The 16,683-nt window shown below is 67.3% G+C and carries 13 protein-coding genes and 1 pseudogene; 4 read left to right on the top strand and 10 right to left on the bottom strand.

Features of this window, described 5'->3' with window-relative positions:
* A pseudogene (locus FNH08_RS23635) lies at nucleotides 1-218 on the bottom strand (hypothetical protein); the annotation flags it as partial.
* Nucleotides 219-381: 163 nt separating this feature from the next.
* Here FNH08_RS23635 and FNH08_RS23630 point away from each other — a divergent pair.
* The 3 genes from FNH08_RS23630 to FNH08_RS23620 all read left to right on the top strand — a co-directional run bounded on the left by FNH08_RS23630 (nucleotide 382) and on the right by FNH08_RS23620 (nucleotide 2,565).
* Entirely contained in the window at nucleotides 382-921 is a 540-nt protein-coding gene (locus FNH08_RS23630; RefSeq protein ID WP_194238580.1) for an NUDIX domain-containing protein, read from the top strand.
* Between the two features lie 116 nt (nucleotides 922-1,037).
* On the top strand, nucleotides 1,038-1,778 hold the full coding sequence (locus FNH08_RS23625) for a hypothetical protein (protein ID WP_152773542.1): 741 nt from the start codon (nucleotides 1,038-1,040) through the stop codon (nucleotides 1,776-1,778).
* A 106-nt stretch (nucleotides 1,779-1,884) separates the two neighbouring features.
* Nucleotides 1,885-2,565 carry a DUF899 domain-containing protein gene (locus FNH08_RS23620; protein ID WP_152773541.1) on the top strand — a complete coding sequence of 227 codons (681 nt, stop codon included), beginning with the start codon at nucleotides 1,885-1,887 and terminating at the stop codon, nucleotides 2,563-2,565.
* A 59-nt stretch (nucleotides 2,566-2,624) separates the two neighbouring features.
* Here FNH08_RS23620 and FNH08_RS23615 read toward each other — a convergent pair whose 3' ends face one another.
* Nucleotides 2,625-2,981 (bottom strand): carboxymuconolactone decarboxylase, encoded by a 357-nt coding sequence (locus FNH08_RS23615; protein ID WP_152773540.1) that lies wholly within the window; start codon nucleotides 2,979-2,981, stop codon nucleotides 2,625-2,627.
* A 641-nt stretch (nucleotides 2,982-3,622) separates the two neighbouring features.
* Here FNH08_RS23615 and FNH08_RS23610 point away from each other — a divergent pair.
* Nucleotides 3,623-4,609 carry a hypothetical protein gene (locus FNH08_RS23610; RefSeq protein ID WP_194238579.1) on the top strand — a complete coding sequence of 329 codons (987 nt, stop codon included), beginning with the start codon at nucleotides 3,623-3,625 and terminating at the stop codon, nucleotides 4,607-4,609.
* On the opposite strand, the gene FNH08_RS50860 is transcribed toward FNH08_RS23610, so the two are convergent.
* From FNH08_RS50860 to FNH08_RS23570, 8 genes are all read right to left on the bottom strand, one after another.
* Complete coding sequence (locus tag FNH08_RS50860) at nucleotides 4,587-6,056, bottom strand: Yip1 family protein (RefSeq protein WP_194238578.1); 1,470 nt, start codon at nucleotides 6,054-6,056, stop codon at nucleotides 4,587-4,589. The genes FNH08_RS23610 and FNH08_RS50860 overlap by 23 nt on opposite strands.
* 136 nt (nucleotides 6,057-6,192) lie before the next feature.
* Nucleotides 6,193-8,160 (bottom strand): TIGR03960 family B12-binding radical SAM protein, encoded by a 1,968-nt coding sequence (locus FNH08_RS23600; protein WP_152773538.1) that lies wholly within the window; start codon nucleotides 8,158-8,160, stop codon nucleotides 6,193-6,195.
* 101 nt (nucleotides 8,161-8,261) lie between these two features.
* Nucleotides 8,262-9,833, bottom strand: a complete 1,572-nt coding sequence (locus FNH08_RS23595; protein ID WP_152773537.1) for a CYTH and CHAD domain-containing protein — start codon at nucleotides 9,831-9,833, stop codon at nucleotides 8,262-8,264.
* Nucleotides 9,834-9,929: 96 nt separating this feature from the next.
* Nucleotides 9,930-11,129, bottom strand: coding sequence for a rod shape-determining protein RodA (gene rodA, locus FNH08_RS23590; RefSeq protein ID WP_152773536.1), 1,200 nt, complete (start codon nucleotides 11,127-11,129; stop codon nucleotides 9,930-9,932).
* Complete coding sequence (gene mrdA / locus FNH08_RS23585; protein ID WP_322725198.1) at nucleotides 11,126-13,387, bottom strand: penicillin-binding protein 2; 2,262 nt, start codon at nucleotides 13,385-13,387, stop codon at nucleotides 11,126-11,128. Before mrdA ends, rodA begins: the two co-directional genes overlap by 4 nt.
* A 113-nt stretch (nucleotides 13,388-13,500) precedes the next feature.
* Entirely contained in the window at nucleotides 13,501-14,169 is a 669-nt protein-coding gene (mreD, locus tag FNH08_RS23580) for a rod shape-determining protein MreD (protein WP_152773535.1), read from the bottom strand.
* A 13-nt stretch (nucleotides 14,170-14,182) separates the two neighbouring features.
* Nucleotides 14,183-15,127: a rod shape-determining protein MreC gene (mreC, locus tag FNH08_RS23575; protein WP_322725196.1), complete on the bottom strand. Its 945-nt coding sequence runs from the start codon at nucleotides 15,125-15,127 to the stop codon at nucleotides 14,183-14,185.
* A 185-nt stretch (nucleotides 15,128-15,312) separates the two neighbouring features.
* Nucleotides 15,313-16,332, bottom strand: a complete 1,020-nt coding sequence (locus FNH08_RS23570) for a rod shape-determining protein (RefSeq protein WP_004931372.1) — start codon at nucleotides 16,330-16,332, stop codon at nucleotides 15,313-15,315.
* Nucleotides 16,333-16,683 lie beyond the last annotated feature (351 nt).

Genomic DNA, 16,683 nt, shown 5'->3' with positions numbered 1-16,683 from the left:
ACCCACAACAGGGCCCGTCCCAACGGCCGCAGCACGCTGTCCCTCAGCAACCGCCCGCCCACGACCAGCGCGTCCCACACCATCCGCACCGGGACGACCAGCACAAGCACCACGATCCGCACGGGAACGCGGATCGCCACGACGAGGCACCCTTCCGGCCGGGACACCTGCGTGGACCGCTCCGCCGGAGTCCGGGGCCCTGCCTTCTCGAGATCCATGTCGGCCAAGACGCACCGGCCGAGGGCGCGGATGCGGTCCGCTCGCAACGATTCGGTACGGAACCAGTGCCGCGGCCCGACGCCCCGGCGCGCCCACAACGCCCCGCGGGCCCCGGAGAGAATCGTGTGCGCACGGGCGGCACCGAGTACGGAGGAGAAGGACATGGATCAGCGGGACGTCTGGACGCGGCACGGGCGCCGGAAAGCCTGGACAACCCCCCGTTTCACGGTGTGGGAGGACGACGTGACCACGCCCGACGGCCGGCCGGGACGGTACGACTGGGTCGAGGCGCCGGACTCGGTGCGGGTTGCCGCGTTCGTCGACGGACACGTGCTGGTCATCGAGCAGCATCACTATCTCGCGGGCGTGACCTGGCAGCTTCCCGGCGGGAGTGTCGACCCTCAGGACCCGGACAGCGAGACCGCCGGTCGGCGGGAGCTCGCCGAGGAGACCGGCCACCACGGGGGACGCTGGACGGACCTCGGGTCCCTGTACCCCCTGCCCGGGCTGTCACCGGCCCGCGTCCACCTCTGGCAGGTGGAGGAGCCGGACGCGAAGGCTCCGGACCCCGAACCGACCGAGGCGGATCTGATCGTGCGGCGTCTTGAGCCCCACGAGGCAGTCGCCGCCGCCCTCGACGGCCGGGTCGCCTGCGCGCCGAGCGTCGCACTGCTGCTGAGGTCCCTGAGCTCCCTGCGTTGATGAAGACCTCCACCACCGGTTGATGAAGACCGCCACCACCGGATGAACGCGAGGTCCCAGGGGGTAAGTTCTCGGCGCGGGCCCGTGAGGGCCAACGGGGCACGCTTGGTGGGGGCATGACGAACTTGACGACCAACTCGACAGACAACTCGACAACCGGCTCGACGCCCGTCTCGACAACTCCGGTGCGGAGGATGCTCGGTGGCCGCACCATGCGGCTCCTGGTCGCCATGGTCATCGGCGCGCTGACCGGGCTGGCCGTGTTCGCCGTCACGCAGATCACCGGACGCAATCTCTTCATCATCACGGGAGCCGTCGCGGGCGCCGTGGCGGTCACCGTGTTCCAGCTCTACGGGCGGGCGGCACGGCTGTCCGAGGTGAAGGTCACGGTTCCCCAGCTCAGTGAGTTCACCTTCGTCGTCAACAACGACGCCCGGCAGGTGGCCTGGCACCTGTTCGTCGAAACCGCGACCCGGGTGTCCACACAGCCGCTGGCGCCCGACGAAGGGCTCATCAGGGAGGCGATGAACTCTCTCTACAGCCTCTTCGGCACCACCCGCGACATCCTCAAGGAAAGCCGCCCCTCCGTGGCCGCCACCGGCGCGCAGACGGTCGAGTCCATGGCCCTCGCCATGCTCAACCAGGAACTGCGCCCGTTCCTCTCCGGCTGGCACCCGCGGCTGCGCGAGTTCGAGACGGCACATCCCGACGACCCCGAATCGGCCTGGCCCGACAACGCGGCCTGCCGCGCCGAACTGCGCACCGTGCAACGGCACATACACGCCTACGCGCTCGGCTTCGCCCGGCTCGCCGGAGTCCACGACGCCGACACGCTGATCAGCAGCCGCAACAGCTGACCCCATCGCGATCGATCATATGTTTGATTTCTCTTGTGTGGGGGTGCACTCGTGCCCGTGGCAGCCGACCCTGGACACAGGGACCGACTGGAAGGGGAACGTCACCATGACGACACACCCGACCGTTTCACCGCGAGACTGGGATGCCGCGCGCGAGCAGCTGCTGGTGGAGGAGAAGCAGCTGACCCACGCCCGTGACGCACTGGCCGCCAAGCGTCGGCAGATGCCGTGGCTGGCGGTGGAGAAGCAGTACGTGTTCGACGGCCCCGAGGGCAGGGCGAGTCTGCTCGACCTGTTCGAGGGACGTCGTCAGCTGATCGTCTACCGTGCCTTCTTCGAGCCCGGGGTGTCCGGCTGGCCCGACCACGCCTGCGTCGGCTGCTCCATGGTGGGTGACCACGTCGGCCACCTCGCTCATCTGAACGCCCGGGACACCACGCTCGTCTTCGCCTCGCGCGCCCCGCAGCCGGACATCCAGCGGGTGAAGGCGCGGATGGGCTGGACGATGCCCTGGTACACGATCACCGACGACTTCGACGCCGACTTCGGTGTGGCCGAGTGGCACGGCACGAACGCCTTCATCCGCGAGGGCGACAGCGTGTTCCGCACCTACTTCGTCGAGGCCCGCGGTGACGAGGCGTTGGGCAGCACCTGGAGCTACCTGGACATGACCGCGCTCGGGCGGCAGGAGACCTGGGAGGACTCGCCCGAGGACTATCCCCAGACTCCGCCGTACGAGTGGTGGAACTGGCACGACGAGTACGCCGGCAAGGCCGGGCAAGGCTGAGCCGGCCCCGGGGAGCCGGCTCGCCGTCGGCCCTCGAGTGACCGACTCACTCCACTCGCTCAGGACTTGCCCCGGCTGCGGGTCTCGCCCTTCGCGATCGCTTCGGCGTCGGCCTCGGCCACCGCGACGGTGAAGCCGAGCGCCTCGGTGATGTGACCCGCTGCCGCCATGACCCGGGCCGTGCCCACGACGGGGGCGATCGCCACGAGGACGTCCTGTACCTGTTCGAGCGTCAGGTTGGCCTTGACGGCGGGGTCGACGTGGGCAAGGTAGGAGATCGCCGGTGCGTCCATGGCCGCGAGCGCGGCGATGCGGGTGAGGATGAGCGAGGCGTCATCCATGCCGCAGCGCTCGACCGAGTCGATGGTCATGGCGGCGAGCGTGTCGAGAACGGGAGTGTCGGAGGCTGTAGCCATCTCAGGACCGCCTTCCGTGGTGTACGGAAACCGACACGCGGCACCCCGCAGAACACGGCACCCACGCGCCAGTTGCTTGCCCTTCCACGGTATGGGCCTACCGACCCCTACGCATGCTGGGCCGTGCGGGTGAACCGAGGCGGTGTTCGCGTTTGCGGGATGCGCCGGGCGGGTGAACAGTGAATTCATATCGGCTCCGCACAACGCATAGCGCATCTGGAACCATCATGGCCAGAACCGCACGGCGATACGTCTTCCACATGGTCAACGCATCTGTCTTGGCTGCGGCGCTCGCGTTGCCGGCAGGTCTGACGAATGCTTCGGCAGCGCCTCAGTCACACAGCGAGAGCACGACTGAAGTACCCACTCAGACAACACCTCCTCCGCCCACGGATACGCCCACACCCACGCCCACGGATACGCCTACGGATACGCCCACTGACGCGGATACAGATACGGATACCTACACACCTCCTCCGCCCACGGATACGGATACGGAGACGGAGACTTCCACACCTCCCCCATCCACGCCGAGCAAACCGGCGACCGACCCCCCGGCGGAACAGAAGAATCAGATTGAAGACGTAACGGCAAGCCTGAACGAGCAGAAGGACAACATCCCTGAGGAACTCGTGCCGGCCGTGGAGCAATTGACCACGATCCTCCAGGGAGCTGCGGCCCCGGAGACGTCACCGCAAGACAGGGAAGGGGTCATCGAAAGCGCGAAGGAGGTTGCCTCCACGCTGCCCACCATCAGCGACCCCAGCACACCCGGCGAGCTGCAGGAACAGTTGATCGCGATCGTGAAGCAGGTGTCCTCCACACTGGTGATGGGCCATGACCAGGACATGCGGCCTGAGGAACGGGCCACACTCATCCTGGTGGTGAAGCGGACGACATCCGCCCTGGACATGATCCGCGCTTCCGAGACGTCCCAGGAGCTGCGAGCCCGGCTGATCGCCATCGTGAAACAGGTGAACTACAGCCTGGAGAAGAGCCCGGAGTCGCAGCGGATTCGCTCGGTCGCCCTGCCGGTGAGCTCCTCGCCGGAGTGGATCCAGGCCCCGAAGACATCCCGACAGGAACAGAAAAGGCTCGCGGAAATCACGGACGAGGTCAGCGCGTCCATGAAGAAGATCAGCGACCCAGGGGCGTCGCAGAAGGACCGAGCCGAAGCCGGCCAGGATCTGGACGAGCAGACCGCTCGAATGAAGAAATGGCAGGATGAAGCCGCCTCGGATCAGGACCGGCCGGACGCCCCCCTCAGCAAGGCGGCCGCACTCTGCACCACTGCCATATTCGATTCCGAAGCGGAGCATGATCTGAGCCAGAGTCTGGAGGATCTGGTTCCCCAGGAGTGGGACGCCGAAGGCGTCAAGGACTTCTGGAAGGCCGTGGAACAGGATGACGACCTGCTCGATGTCCTGGCTCAGCTGCAGAATGACGAGCACTCCCAAGCCCAGTTCGACGTTGCACAGCTCATCACCGAGCTCGCCGACCTCGTACCGAGAAGCGAATTGATGGGGAACCTCGGCATGGCGGGTCTCTACTGCCAGAAGACGGCGTCGTACCTTGAGGAGGACGGGATCACAGTCGGAACCTGGCTCACCGAGGACGGCGAGGGATAGAAACACCGGAGTACCTCAGCAACTCCGCGACGGACACAACCGAATTGGCGCTGACCTTCGCTGCTCCGTATCTGTCCAGCTCCCTCTTCACCTCCTTGGCATCGCTCGGATAACTCGAATAATCGACCGATGAAATGGAGGATACGAAATTCCGTCCCCCCGGAGACCAGATTGCCGTCACATAGCGCGGTTTGCGCGTCACGTTGATGAGGTTGTTGTTGTGCCACAACCTCCCGCTGTAGATGAGCTGTTCCCCGCACCACTCTGGGAGGCAAAAATACTTGTCACGCTCGTTCCAAGTGTAATGCGGAGTTCCGAACTCCTCCGCGTCGAGCTTCCCGCGGTCCTTCCTCATGTACAAAATCTGCAGGCGGACACTTACGGTGTCGTACTTGGTGTCCTCGGGGAGTTGGAACACCCGCTTCAGAGTGTATTCCTGCCCGACGTCGAGCCTGTTGCCCGGACCGTAGAAATGCCCGCTGCTTATTGGTGTGTACCTGAGATTGCCGACGTGGAGTTCCGCCTCGCCCTCACCCCCACCCCGCCTCCCCAAACTCTCCCTCCACTCCGTCGCCAAGTCTCCACTCTCAGAGTACTTGGCCTCTCTTCCGCGTACCGTGTAGATATCGTTCATGATGTACACGGGAATTCCGCCGGTGTTTTTCATGGAGAGCGTCAGCGGGACATGAACAAACGGGTGGTTGCGGTCCGCCCGTGACTTCCCGAATTCCGCCTTCAGGGTGAAGTGCATAGGGGCTGCCGCAGGCTGGTACATGGTCGAATACGCCAGGCTGACACCGCTCAGGACCGCTGTGACCACCACCCCCGCAGCAAACCTCTTGGGTTGGGGAATTCCCTTCCACGATCGCTCATGAACAAGAAGGAAGACCGCCCAAAGAGACCAGCACCAGAGCGGCAGGAACACCAGCAGGTAGTAGGTGTACTCCCTCTCTTCGAGCCACATGAACAGCAGGACACTGTCAGTGGCCAGTGCGATGAGCGCCCCCAGCAGGACGATCGCGCCGGAGGCCCTGAACTGCCGTCTCCTCCAGTAGTCGAGTACCGCGATCGCTGCCGCACCCTCCACCACGCCCGTGAGGACGAACAGAACCCCGCTGATGCGTTGCGCGAAGGTCAGGGCCCCAGAAGCGTCCGGCCATCCGACGACCGCGTTGAGGGCCATGGACGCAAGCAGTCCGGCCAGCATCAGCACGATGACCGCATACCTTCTCCAAGGACGGTCGGGCCACGTCCCGCTGCCACCCCCGCGCCAGCATATGGACGTCGAATCCTCCAGATCGATGTCCTGCGGAAAGCCGAGGCGTCTGAGCAGCTTCCGCAGTTCCCCCGGCGACCAGGCACTCCCCACCGTCTTGCCGCCCTTGGTGACCCGACGCAGCCCACGCCGATCCGGTGCTTCGACAACGACCCACGGGCGGATACTCATGCAACCAGGCTCAAACCCGAGCCGGAGGTGCGCACACGGAGCTACTCCGCCGGGGTACTCCTGAACGTCGTTGAGCCCCCACCGATTCGGTGGGGGCTCAATGGCTCAACGAAGCGTCAACGCTCAGCCGACCACGTCAGTGCACGTGCCCACTCCCCGCAGACTGCTTCACCGTAAGCGGCAACAACTTCTTGCCCGTTGGGCCGATCTGAATACTTGTGTCCATCTGCGGGCACACCCCGCAGTCGAAGCACGGCGTCCACCGGCAGTCCTCGACCTCTGTCTCGTCGAGGGCGTCCTGCCAGTCCTCCCAGAGCCAGTCCTTGTCCAGGCCCGAGTCGAGGTGGTCCCAGGGCAGGACCTCCTCGTACGTGCGCTCGCGTGTCGTGTACCAGTCGACGTCGACGCCGAAGGGGGCCAGAGCCTTGTCGGCGCAGCTCATCCAGCGGTCGTACGAGAAGTGCTCGCGCCAGCCGTCGAAGCGGCCGCCGTCCTCGTAGACCGCGCGGATGACCGAGCCGATACGGCGGTCGCCCCGGGACAGGAGGCCCTCGACGATGCCCGGCTTGCCGTCGTGGTAGCGGAAGCCGATCGAGCGGCCGTACTTCTTGTCGCCGCGGATCTTGTCCCTCAGCTTCTCCAGGCGGGTGTCCGTCTCCTCCGCGCTCAGCTGCGGGGCCCACTGGAAGGGGGTGTGCGGCTTGGGGACGAAACCGCCGATCGAGACCGTGCAGCGGATGTCGTTCGAGCCGGAGACCTCGCGGCCCTTCTGGATGACGCGGGTCGCCATGTCGGCGATCTGGAGGACGTCGTCGTCCGTCTCCGTCGGCAGGCCGCACATGAAGTACAGCTTCACCTGGCGCCAGCCGTTGCCGTAGGCGGTGGAGACGGTCCGGATCAGGTCCTCCTCCGAGACCATCTTGTTGATGACCTTGCGGATGCGCTCCGAGCCGCCCTCGGGGGCGAAGGTCAGGCCCGAACGGCGGCCGTTCCTCGTCAGCTCGTTCGCCAGGTCGATGTTGAAGGCGTCCACGCGGGTGGAGGGGAGGGACAGGCCGATCTTGTCCTCCTCGTACCTGTCCGCCAGGCCCTTGGCGATGTCACCGATCTCCGAGTGGTCCGCCGAGGAAAGGGAGAGCAGGCCCACCTCCTCGAAGCCCGTCGTCTTCAGGCCCTTGTCGACCATCTCTCCGATGCCCGTGATCGAGCGCTCCCGCACCGGGCGCGTGATCATGCCCGCCTGACAGAAGCGGCAGCCGCGCGTGCAGCCCCGGAAGATCTCCACCGACATGCGCTCGTGGACCGTCTCGGCGAGCGGGACGAGGGGCTGCTTGGGGTACGGCCACTCGTCCAGGTCCATGACCGTGTGCTTGGACACGCGCCACGGGACCCCGGAGCGGTTGGGGACCACTCGGGCGATACGGCCGTCGGGGAGGTACTCGACGTCGTAGAACCTCGGGACGTACACCCCGCCCGTCTTCGCCAGGCGGAACAGGACCTCCTCGCGGCCGCCCGGCCGGCCCTCCGCCTTCCACTCGCGGATGATCCTCGTCATGTCGAGCACGGCCTGCTCGCCGTCGCCGATGACCGCCGCGTCGATGAAGTCGGCGATCGGCTCGGGGTTGAAGGCGGCGTGACCGCCGGCCAGGACGATCGGGTCGTCGATCGTGCGGTCCTTGGACTCCAGCGGGATCCCGGCCAGGTCCAGGGCCGTGAGCATGTTCGTGTAGCCCAGCTCCGTGGAGAAGGACAGACCGAACACGTCGAATGCCTTCACCGGCCTGTGGCTGTCCACCGTGAACTGCGGGACGCCGTGCTCCCGCATCAGCTCCTCCAGGTCCGGCCACACGCTGTACGTGCGCTCGGCTAGGACGCCCTCCTGCTCGTTCAGTACCTCGTAGAGGATCATGACGCCCTGGTTGGGCAGCCCGACCTCGTAGGCGTCGGGATACATGAGCGCCCAGTGGACGTCACAGGAGTCCCACGGCTTGACGGTGGAGTTGAGCTCTCCTCCGACGTACTGGATCGGCTTCTGCACATGCGGGAGCAGAGCTTCGAGCTGTGGAAACACAGACTCAGCGGCCGCAGCGACTTCGGCAGGCATCTCGCGAACCTTCGGGGGATGGACTGAAAGGACAGGAGTGACCATCTAGCCTAACGCGGCCCGCGGCACCCCCCGCACGCGTGCGTACGCATCCGCCGACGTCAGGACTCGCAGCACCGTTCGTACGCCTCCGGCAGCGCCGCCTCGATCTCCGCGGCCCTCCGCTCCTCGCGGCCGTACAGCACCCCGTACGTGAAGGAGCTCTCCCCCGCCCCTTGGGCCTGCGCCGCGAGTCCGCGCAGGGCCTCCCGGGTCATCACGCTGTCCTGGTGGTCGCCGAGGAGGCTCTGGAGGGATTTCATGGCGCGGACCCGGGCCTTGAAGCGGTCGTCGAACTCGGAGGCCGCCTCCGCCGCGTACCGGGCGCGCTTGGCCTTCTTGCGGGCCTCGTGCATGGCCAGGTCGCGGTCGGCGCCGGACGGCACGTCCAGGGCCTGTCGGACCAGCGCGGACACCCGGTCCTCCCCTCGCTGGACGGCCTTGGCGAGCACCTTCTCCGGATCGCCCCCGGCGGCCTTGAGCAGGGGCGGGTCGGCGATCAGCGCGTCGAGGGTGTTCAGCAGCTCCAGGTACCGCTTCCCGTCGAGTACGGCGATCAGACGGCGCCGGGAGCCGGAGCTGCGGGCGTGCGCCCAGGTGCGCAGCCGGGTGCGGACGGGGCCGATGAAGAGCGCCCTGGGCAGGTCGCTCAGCGCGGCCGTCAGGCGTTCGGTCAGCACCTCCTGGTCGCGGTTTACGCCCAACTCCTCAGCGAGCCATTTGAGTTCCGCGCCGATGGGGTCGCTGAAGGTGCGGTCCAGGACCTTGGCGTACGACCGGAAGGTGCTGCGCAGCCGGCGCGTGGCGACGCGCATGCTGTGCACGGAGTCGGGCAGGTCACGGCGGACGGCGGGGTCCAGGCCGACGATCGCTTCGCGCTGGGCGCGCACGTAGGCGAGGACGTAGTCGACGGCGACCCGCTGCGGCTCGGGAACTCCCTTCCCACCCGCCTTGGCCTTCTTGGCTGCCTCGGGCCCCTTGCCCGCCTTGGCGCCCTTGCTCTCCTTGGCCTTCTTACCGGGCTTGCTCGTCGTGGGCGGTGCCGTCTCGCACAGGGCTCTGGCCAGCTTCGACGGTGACGCGGCGGCCCGTACTCCCCCCTTGCGCAACTTCTTGTCGACCTTGTCGAGGAAGGCCGGGTCACCGCCGTCGGCCAACTCCACCTCGATCTCGGACCACTGTGCACCGCGCCCTTCGCCGGTGAGCCGCTCGGCGTGTACGGCGTCGACGCTGACCTCGGCCAGGAGCGCGCCGTCCGCGTCCAGCAGGTCACGGACGTCGCGGGAGGAGCGGATGCGGACGAGGGGGACGAGGTCGGTGTCACGGACCCGGGAGCGCACGAGCCCCGCCAGGGCCCGGGGCACGGTGTCGGAGAGGGGCGCGCGGATCTCGTCCCGTACGTCGGAGGAGACGGGGAACTTCAGGTGCCAGCCCGCGTCGTCGCCTCCGGTGCGGCGGCGGAGGGTGATCGCGGCGGCGGCGAGGCGTTCGTCAGGGGTGTCGTAGTAGACGGCGTCCAGCTCGGCGACGCCCTTGTCGACCACGGTCTCGACCCCGGCGACCCCGGTCAGGTCGGGCAGGCCGCTCTCGTCGGATTCGTACTTCCGCTCGATCTCGCGTTTCGTGTCCGCCATGAACCGAATCTAGTCGCTCATCCGTTTCATGGGCAGTCCCCGCATGATTGAAGCGCCGACACCTGGACTTCACCCTGACTGTACGCAGTGTTACCGCTACGCCGACATCGGCCTCTGCACCCGGATCGACTGCAGCAGCCCCACAGCCACCCACACCGCGAACATCGACGATCCTCCGTACGACACGAACGGCAGTGGCAGACCGGCCACCGGCATGATGCCCAGCGTCATCCCGATGTTCTCGAAGGACTGGAAGGCGAACCAGGCGATGATCCCGGCGGCGACGATCGTGCCGTACAGCTCGGTCGTCTCGCGGGCGATGCGGCAGGCGCGCCACAGGACGATGCCCAGCAGCACGATGATCAGGCCCGCGCCGATGAAGCCCAGTTCCTCTCCCGCGACCGTGAAGACGAAGTCCGTCTGCTGTTCGGGCACGAACTGGCCGGTGGTCTGCGAGCCCTTGCCGAGTCCGGTGCCGAAGAGGCCGCCGGAGCCGATGGCGATGCGGGCCTGGTTGGTGTTGTAGCCGACGCCGGCCGGGTCGAGCTCGGGGTTGGCGAAGGCGGCGAACCGGTTGATCTGGTACTCGTCGAGGATCCCCAGCTGCCAGACCGCGACCGCGCCGATCGCGCCCGTGCCGATCAGCCCGAGGACCCAGCGGTTGGAGGCGCCGGAGGCGAGCAGCACGCCGAGCACGATGATGACCATGACCATGACCGAGCCGAGGTCGGGCATGAGCAGCACGATCAGTATCGGCACGGCGGCGAGGCCGAGGGACTGCATGACCGTGCGGTGGTCGGGGTGCTGCTTGTCGCCCGCGTCCACTCGGGCGGCGAGCAGCATCGCCATGCCCACGATGATCGTGATCTTCACGAACTCGGAGGGCTGCAGCGAGAAGCCGCCGCCGAGGACGATCCACGCGTGGGCGCCGTTGATGGTGGCGCCGAGCGGGGTGAGCACCAGCAGGATCAGGAAGACCGAGATGCCGTACAGGACGGGGACGGCCGTGCGCAGGGTGCGGTGGCCGAGCCAGACCGTGCCGACCATCAGGGCGAACCCTATGCCGGTGTTGAAGAGGTGCCGGACCAGGAAGTAATACGGGTCGCCCTGGTTGAGCTCGGTGCGGTTGCGGGTCGCCGAGTAGACGAGGGCCGCGCCGATCAGGGACAGCGCGACCGCGCACAGCATGATCGGCCAGTCGAGCCTGCGGGCCAGCGAGTCGCGGGCGAACAGCCGGGCCCAGCCGGTGCGCTGGGGTCCGTACCCGGAGACGGAGAAACTGTTGGCGCCGGTCATGGAGACGTCCTCCGCCTCTTCCTCTTCTTCGGGCGGGCCGCGCGCCGTCGGGTGTCGCGGTTGTTGCCCGTATTGGGGTCGGGCACGGTGGCGGCCGGGCTGTTGCCCGTCACCGGCAGGGCGCCTTCCTCGGTGGCCTGCTCCGTCTTCTTCGGTGGGTAGGCCCCGACCTTCGGGGAGTCGATCGACCCGTCGGACTCGATCTTCGGCAGGTTCTTCTGCGGGGTGTAGAGCAGCGCCTTCTTCTTGTCGATCTTGCCGTCCTCGGAGACGCCGTACAGGGCGTTGTAGAGCTTGCGGACGGCCGGGGCCGAGGCGCCGGAGCCCGTACCACCCTGGGAGATCGTCATGACGATCGTGTAGTCCTTGGTGTACGAGGCGAACCACGACGTGGTCTGCTTGCCGTAGACCTCCGCCGTACCCGTCTTGGCGTGCATCGGGATCTCGTCCTGCGGCCAGCCCTGGAAGCGCCAGGCAGCCGTACCGCGGGTCGCGACACCCGCGAGGGCGTCGTCTATCTCGTTACGGGTCTTCCGCGTCATCGGCAGCTTGCCGTGCGACTTGGGCTTGATCTCCTCGACGTTCTTGCCGTCGGCGCTGAGGACGGCCTTGCCGACGGTGGGGTCGTAGAGGGTGCCGCCGTTGGCGATCGCCCCGTAGATGGTGGCCATCTGGATGGGGGTGACGAGGGTGTCGCCCTGGCCGATGGAGTAGTTGACGGAGTCACCGGCGCGCATGCGGTTGCCCTCGAGGCAGTTCTCGTACGCGATGCGCTCGGCGTAGTCGCCGTTCTTCTTGCCGGTCTTGCACCAGGCGTCCTTGTTGGCCTTCCAGTAGTTCAGCTTCCACTGGCGGTCGGGGATGCGGCCGGAGACCTCGTTGGGCAGGTCGATGCCGGTCTCGGCGCCGAGGCCGAACTGGTGGGCGGTCTTGTAGAACCAGTCCTTGGCGTTCTTCTTCGGCTTGGTGCCGCCGTCGCGCTTCCACTCCTCGTGGGAGAGGCGGTAGAAGACGGTGTCGCAGGAGACCTCCAGGGCGCGGCCGAGGTTGATCGGGCCGTATCCCTTGGACTCGAAGTTCTTGAAGACCTGTCCGCCGATCGAGTACGAGCTGGAGCACTCGTAGCTGCCGTCGAACGGGTAGCCGGCGTTGACCGCGGCGGCCGTCGGGACGACCTTGAAGATGGAGCCGGGGGCCGACTGGCCCTGGATCGCGCGGTTCAGCAGCGGGTAGTTGGACTTCTTGCCGGTGAGGCGGGCGTAGTCCTTGCCGGAGATGCCGCCGACCCAGGCGTTCGGGTCGTACGACGGGTTGGACGCCATGGAGACGATGCGGCCCGTCTTGGCCTCCATCACCACGACCGCGCCGGAGTCCGCCTTGTAGTTGGTGCCGGTGTTCCGGTCGACCTGCTTGCGGGCCTCCTTCATCGCCTCGTTGAGCTCGTACTCGGCGATGCGCTGGACGCGGGCGTCGATGCTGGTGACGAGGTTCTCCCCGGGCTGGGCCGGGTCGGCCTCGGCCTGTCCGATGACCCGGCCGAGGTTGTCGACCTCGTAGCGGGTGACGCCGGCCTTGCCGCGCAGCTGCTTGTCGTACTCGCGTTCGAGGCCACTGCGTCCGACCTGGTCCGAGCGCAGGTACGGCGAGTTCGTGTTCTGCGCCTGCTTGATCTCCTCGTCGGTGACGGGCGAGAGGTAGCCGAGGACCTGCGCGGTGTTGGCCTTGCCGGGGCTCGGGTAGCGACGCACGGCCTGGGGCTCGGCGGTGATGCCGGGGAAGTCCTCGGAGCGCTCGCGGATCTGCAGGGCCTGCTTGGCGGTGGCCTCGTCGGTGATGGGGATCGGCTGGTACGGGGAGCCGTTCCAGCAGGGCTGCGGCGTTTTGGAGTCGCACAGCCGGACCTTGTTCATGACCTCCTTGGGCGTCATGCCCAGGACGCCGGCGAGCTTGGCGAGGACCGCGTCGCCGTCGTCCTTCATCTTCAGGAGGTCGGTGCGGGAGGCGGAGACGACGAGCCGCGTTTCGTTGTCAGCGATCGGGACGCCGCGCGCGTCGAGGATCGAGCCGCGTACGGCGGGGTCGACGACCTGCTGCACGTGGTTGCCCGACGCCTCCTTGGCGTAGGCCTCGCCCTCGCGGATCTGGAGGTACCAGAGGCGGCCGCCGAGGGTGCCGAGGAGGGAGACGACGAGGATCTGGATGATGACGAGCCGGATCTGGACCCGTGGGGTCCGGCCCGTCTCGGGGATATTGGTCACTGCTGCCTCCCCCTCTCAGAGCGCGAATGTGTGTGCGCGTACGCATGATGAACGACGGGCCTGTGAGGCCGCGTTCCGCCAGGGTTTCCCCGTTCGGGTGAACTCGCCCGCCGTCACAGCCGCTTGACCCCCTTGATGCGCCCGGCGCGCGCCATGCGTGACCTGGCCGCCTTCAGGCGGAGGCCGCCGCGCTGGCTGCCGATGCTCAGGCCGGTGCCGGAGGAGAGCCAGCCCGAGGAGACGTCGGCGGCCTTGGCGGAGGAGCTCTCGGCAAGGGGGTCGTTGTCGGCGCGGCGGGCCAGGGCCATGATCGCGGGGACGACGAAGGGTGCGAGCAGCAGGTCGTACAGGGCGGCCGTGAACAGCAGACTGGGCAGGCCGACATGGCGTGCGGCGGTGTCGCCGACGAGGGCGCCGACACCGGCGTACAGCAGGGTCGTGCCGACGGCGGCGGCGACCACGACGGCCATGGGACCGGTCGCGGACCTGAGCTGCCCGTTGTCGGGCTTCACGAGCCCGGCGAGGTAGCCGACGAGGCACAGCACGAGGGCATAGCGCCCCGCGGCGTGGTCGGCGGGCGGGGCGAGGTCGGCCAGGAGTCCCGCGCCGAAGCCGATGAGGGCACCGCCGACGTGGCCGTACACCAGCGCCAGGCCGAGCACTGTCAGGAGCACCAAGTCGGGTACGGCGCCGGGGAGATGGAGTCGGGCGAGGATGCTCACCTGGACGACCAGGGCCACGATCACGAGGGTCGTGGAGAGCAGCATCCGGTTGAAGCGCATGAGGGGTCAGCTCCTACTGCTCTTGCGGTTGCCCGTCGACGGGCGCCTGTGCGGAGGGCGTGACCGTCACCGTCACGGTCGGCGTGGGCGTGGGCTTCGGCTTGTCCGGCAGGACGGTGTCACGGGGGTCCTTGCGGGGTGCCTCGACCACGACACCGACGATGTCGAGCTTGGTGAAGCCGACGTACGGGGTGACGTAGACCGTGCGGGTGAGGTCGCCGCCGGACGGGTCGACCCGGGACACGACGCCCACCGGCACTCCCGGCACGAACGGCTTGTCGGCCTGCGATCCGAAGGTGACCAGCCGGTCGCCCTTCTTCACCTTCGCCTTGCCGTTGAGCAGCTCGACGCGCAGCGGCCGGTCACCCTGCCCGGAGGCGAAGCCGAGCTCGTCGGTGGCCTCCATGCGTGTGCCCACGGTGAAGTCGGGGTCGTTGGCGAGGAGCACTGTGGCGGTGTTGGGCCCGACGGTGGTGACCCGCCCGACCAGCCCGTCGCCGTTCAGGACCGTCATGTCTCTCTTGATGCCGTCGTTGGATCCGACGTCGATGGTGACGGTCCACGAGAAGCCCTGGGCGGCGCCGATGGCGACGACCTCGGCGCCCTTGATGCCGTACTGACCGTTGGCCGCCGTCTTCAGCATCTTGTCGAGCTGCCTGACGCGGCTTCGGTTGCGGTCGTCGCTGCCGAGGTCCGCCTTGAGCGCGGCGTTCTCCTTCTCCAGCTCGGCGAGCCGGTCGTGCCGTTCGCCGGAGTCACGGATCGCGGAGACGGCATTCCCTATGGGGTCGACGGCGGTCGAGACCCCGTCCTCGATCGGGCCGAAGACCGTGGCCGCGGCCTGCCGGGCACCATCGACCGGAGAGTCCTCCCCACCGCGGATGTCCACCGTGATCAGTGCGAACGCGATGGCGATCAGCAGCACCAGGAGCAGTCGGCTCTCTCGTGTGTCCCTCACGTGCGGCGGCCGTGCCTTCCTCGTCGGAATGGTCAGTTCGAAAGCTCAACAAGGGGCAATCCCGGAGCGCGAGGACTCACGGGTGTTGAGGCACTCACGGGTGTTATGGGGGAGCTTATGCCTCAATATCAACGATCCGCCGCACGAGAGGGGGTCGTCTCGTACGGCGGAATCGAAGTGTTACGTCATCTGCGCGGCTGGGCGTCGAGAACCTGCTGCAATGCCTCGAACTCCTCGACGCACTTGCCGGAGCCGAGCGCCACGCTGTCCAGCGGGTCCTCGGCGATGTGGATCGGCATCCCGGTCTCCCGGCGCAGCCGCTCGTCGAGCCCGCGCAGCAGCGCGCCGCCGCCGGTCAGCACGATTCCCCGGTCCATGATGTCGCCGGAGAGCTCGGGCGGACATTTGTCGAGGGTCGTCTTTACGGCGTCGACGATGGCGTTGACCGGTTCTTCGATGGCTTTTCGTACCTCGGCCGCGGAGATGACCACGGTCTTCGGCAGTCCGGAGACGAGGTCCCGGCCGCGGATTTCGGTGTGCTCGTCAGCGTCGAGGTCGTACGCGGAACCGATCGTGATCTTGATCTGTTCGGCCGTCCGCTCACCAAGAAGCAGCGAGTACTCCTTCTTGATGTGCTGAATGATCGCGTTGTCCAGCTCGTCACCCGCTACGCGGATGGACTGTGCTGTGACGATTCCGCCGAGCGAGATGACCGCGACCTCCGTGGTGCCGCCGCCGATGTCCACCACCATGTTGCCCGTGGCCTCGTGGACCGGCAGGCCGGAGCCGATGGCCGCGGCCATGGGCTCCTCGATGATGTGCACCTGGCGGGCGCCGGCCTGGGAGGACGCCTCGATGACGGCGCGGCGCTCGACACCGGTGATTCCGGACGGGACACATACGACGACCCGGGGCCGGGCGAGATACCTCCGCTTGTGGATCTTCAGGATGAAGTAACGGAGCATCCGCTCGGTGATCTCGAAGTCGGCGATGACGCCGTCCTTGAGCGGGCGCACGGCGACGATGTTGCCAGGCGTCCGACCGATCATCTTCTTCGCTTCCGCGCCGACCGCGAGGATGCCACCGGTGTTGGTGTTGATCGCGACGACGGACGGCTCGTTGAGTACGATCCCGCGACCCCTGACGTACACCAGCGTGTTGGCGGTCCCGAGGTCGACAGCCATGTCACGGCCGATGAACGACATTGAGTTCCCCATCAGGATTCGTCTGGCCTTCCCAAAGTGGAGCACTGATGGCTATTTCGGGTCGGCGAAGTGGGTGCTGTGACGTGAAGGCTTACATCGTAGTCTCGCCCGCACGGACACTGCGCGAGGGTCTTCGCCATTGTCAGCAGATGATGCGCCGCCTCGCTTGTGCAGACGGCCCATCAGAGTCACGCGTTCCCTCGATCGGCACGCATATGCCGGGGGCTCGGCGAATTTTCGGGGGAGTTGGCTGGTCAGCCGGGGAGTTGGGCTGACGGAGGGTCAGAAAATCGGGGGCGTCCGGCTGGGCCGTGTGGGTGGTCCGCCCCCGCCGCCCCTACCCGTCCCATC

This window comes from Streptomyces spongiae (assembly GCF_009377185.1).
Classification (GTDB): Bacteria; Actinomycetota; Actinomycetes; order Streptomycetales; family Streptomycetaceae; genus Streptomyces; species Streptomyces spongiae.
The sequence above is the reverse complement of the archived record's forward strand: the minus strand, read 5'-3'. Positions and strand labels throughout refer to the sequence as shown.

Excerpts from the sequence above, each read along its gene's own strand:
- FNH08_RS23630 (WP_194238580.1), top strand. The coding sequence starts at position 382 with ATGGATCAGCGGGACGTCTGGACGCGGCACGGGCGCCGGAAAGCCTGG.
- FNH08_RS23625 (WP_152773542.1), top strand. The coding sequence starts at position 1,038 with ATGACGAACTTGACGACCAACTCGACAGACAACTCGACAACCGGCTCG.
- FNH08_RS23620 (WP_152773541.1), top strand. The coding sequence starts at position 1,885 with ATGACGACACACCCGACCGTTTCACCGCGAGACTGGGATGCCGCGCGC.
- FNH08_RS23615 (WP_152773540.1), bottom strand. The coding sequence starts at position 2,981 with ATGGCTACAGCCTCCGACACTCCCGTTCTCGACACGCTCGCCGCCATG.
- FNH08_RS50860 (WP_194238578.1), bottom strand. The coding sequence starts at position 6,056 with ATGAGTATCCGCCCGTGGGTCGTTGTCGAAGCACCGGATCGGCGTGGG.
- FNH08_RS23600 (WP_152773538.1), bottom strand. The coding sequence starts at position 8,160 with ATGCCTGCCGAAGTCGCTGCGGCCGCTGAGTCTGTGTTTCCACAGCTC.
- FNH08_RS23595 (WP_152773537.1), bottom strand. The coding sequence starts at position 9,833 with ATGGCGGACACGAAACGCGAGATCGAGCGGAAGTACGAATCCGACGAG.
- rodA (WP_152773536.1), bottom strand. The coding sequence starts at position 11,129 with ATGACCGGCGCCAACAGTTTCTCCGTCTCCGGGTACGGACCCCAGCGC.
- mreD (WP_152773535.1), bottom strand. The coding sequence starts at position 14,169 with ATGCGCTTCAACCGGATGCTGCTCTCCACGACCCTCGTGATCGTGGCC.
- FNH08_RS23570 (WP_004931372.1), bottom strand. The coding sequence starts at position 16,332 with ATGTCGTTCATCGGCCGTGACATGGCTGTCGACCTCGGGACCGCCAAC.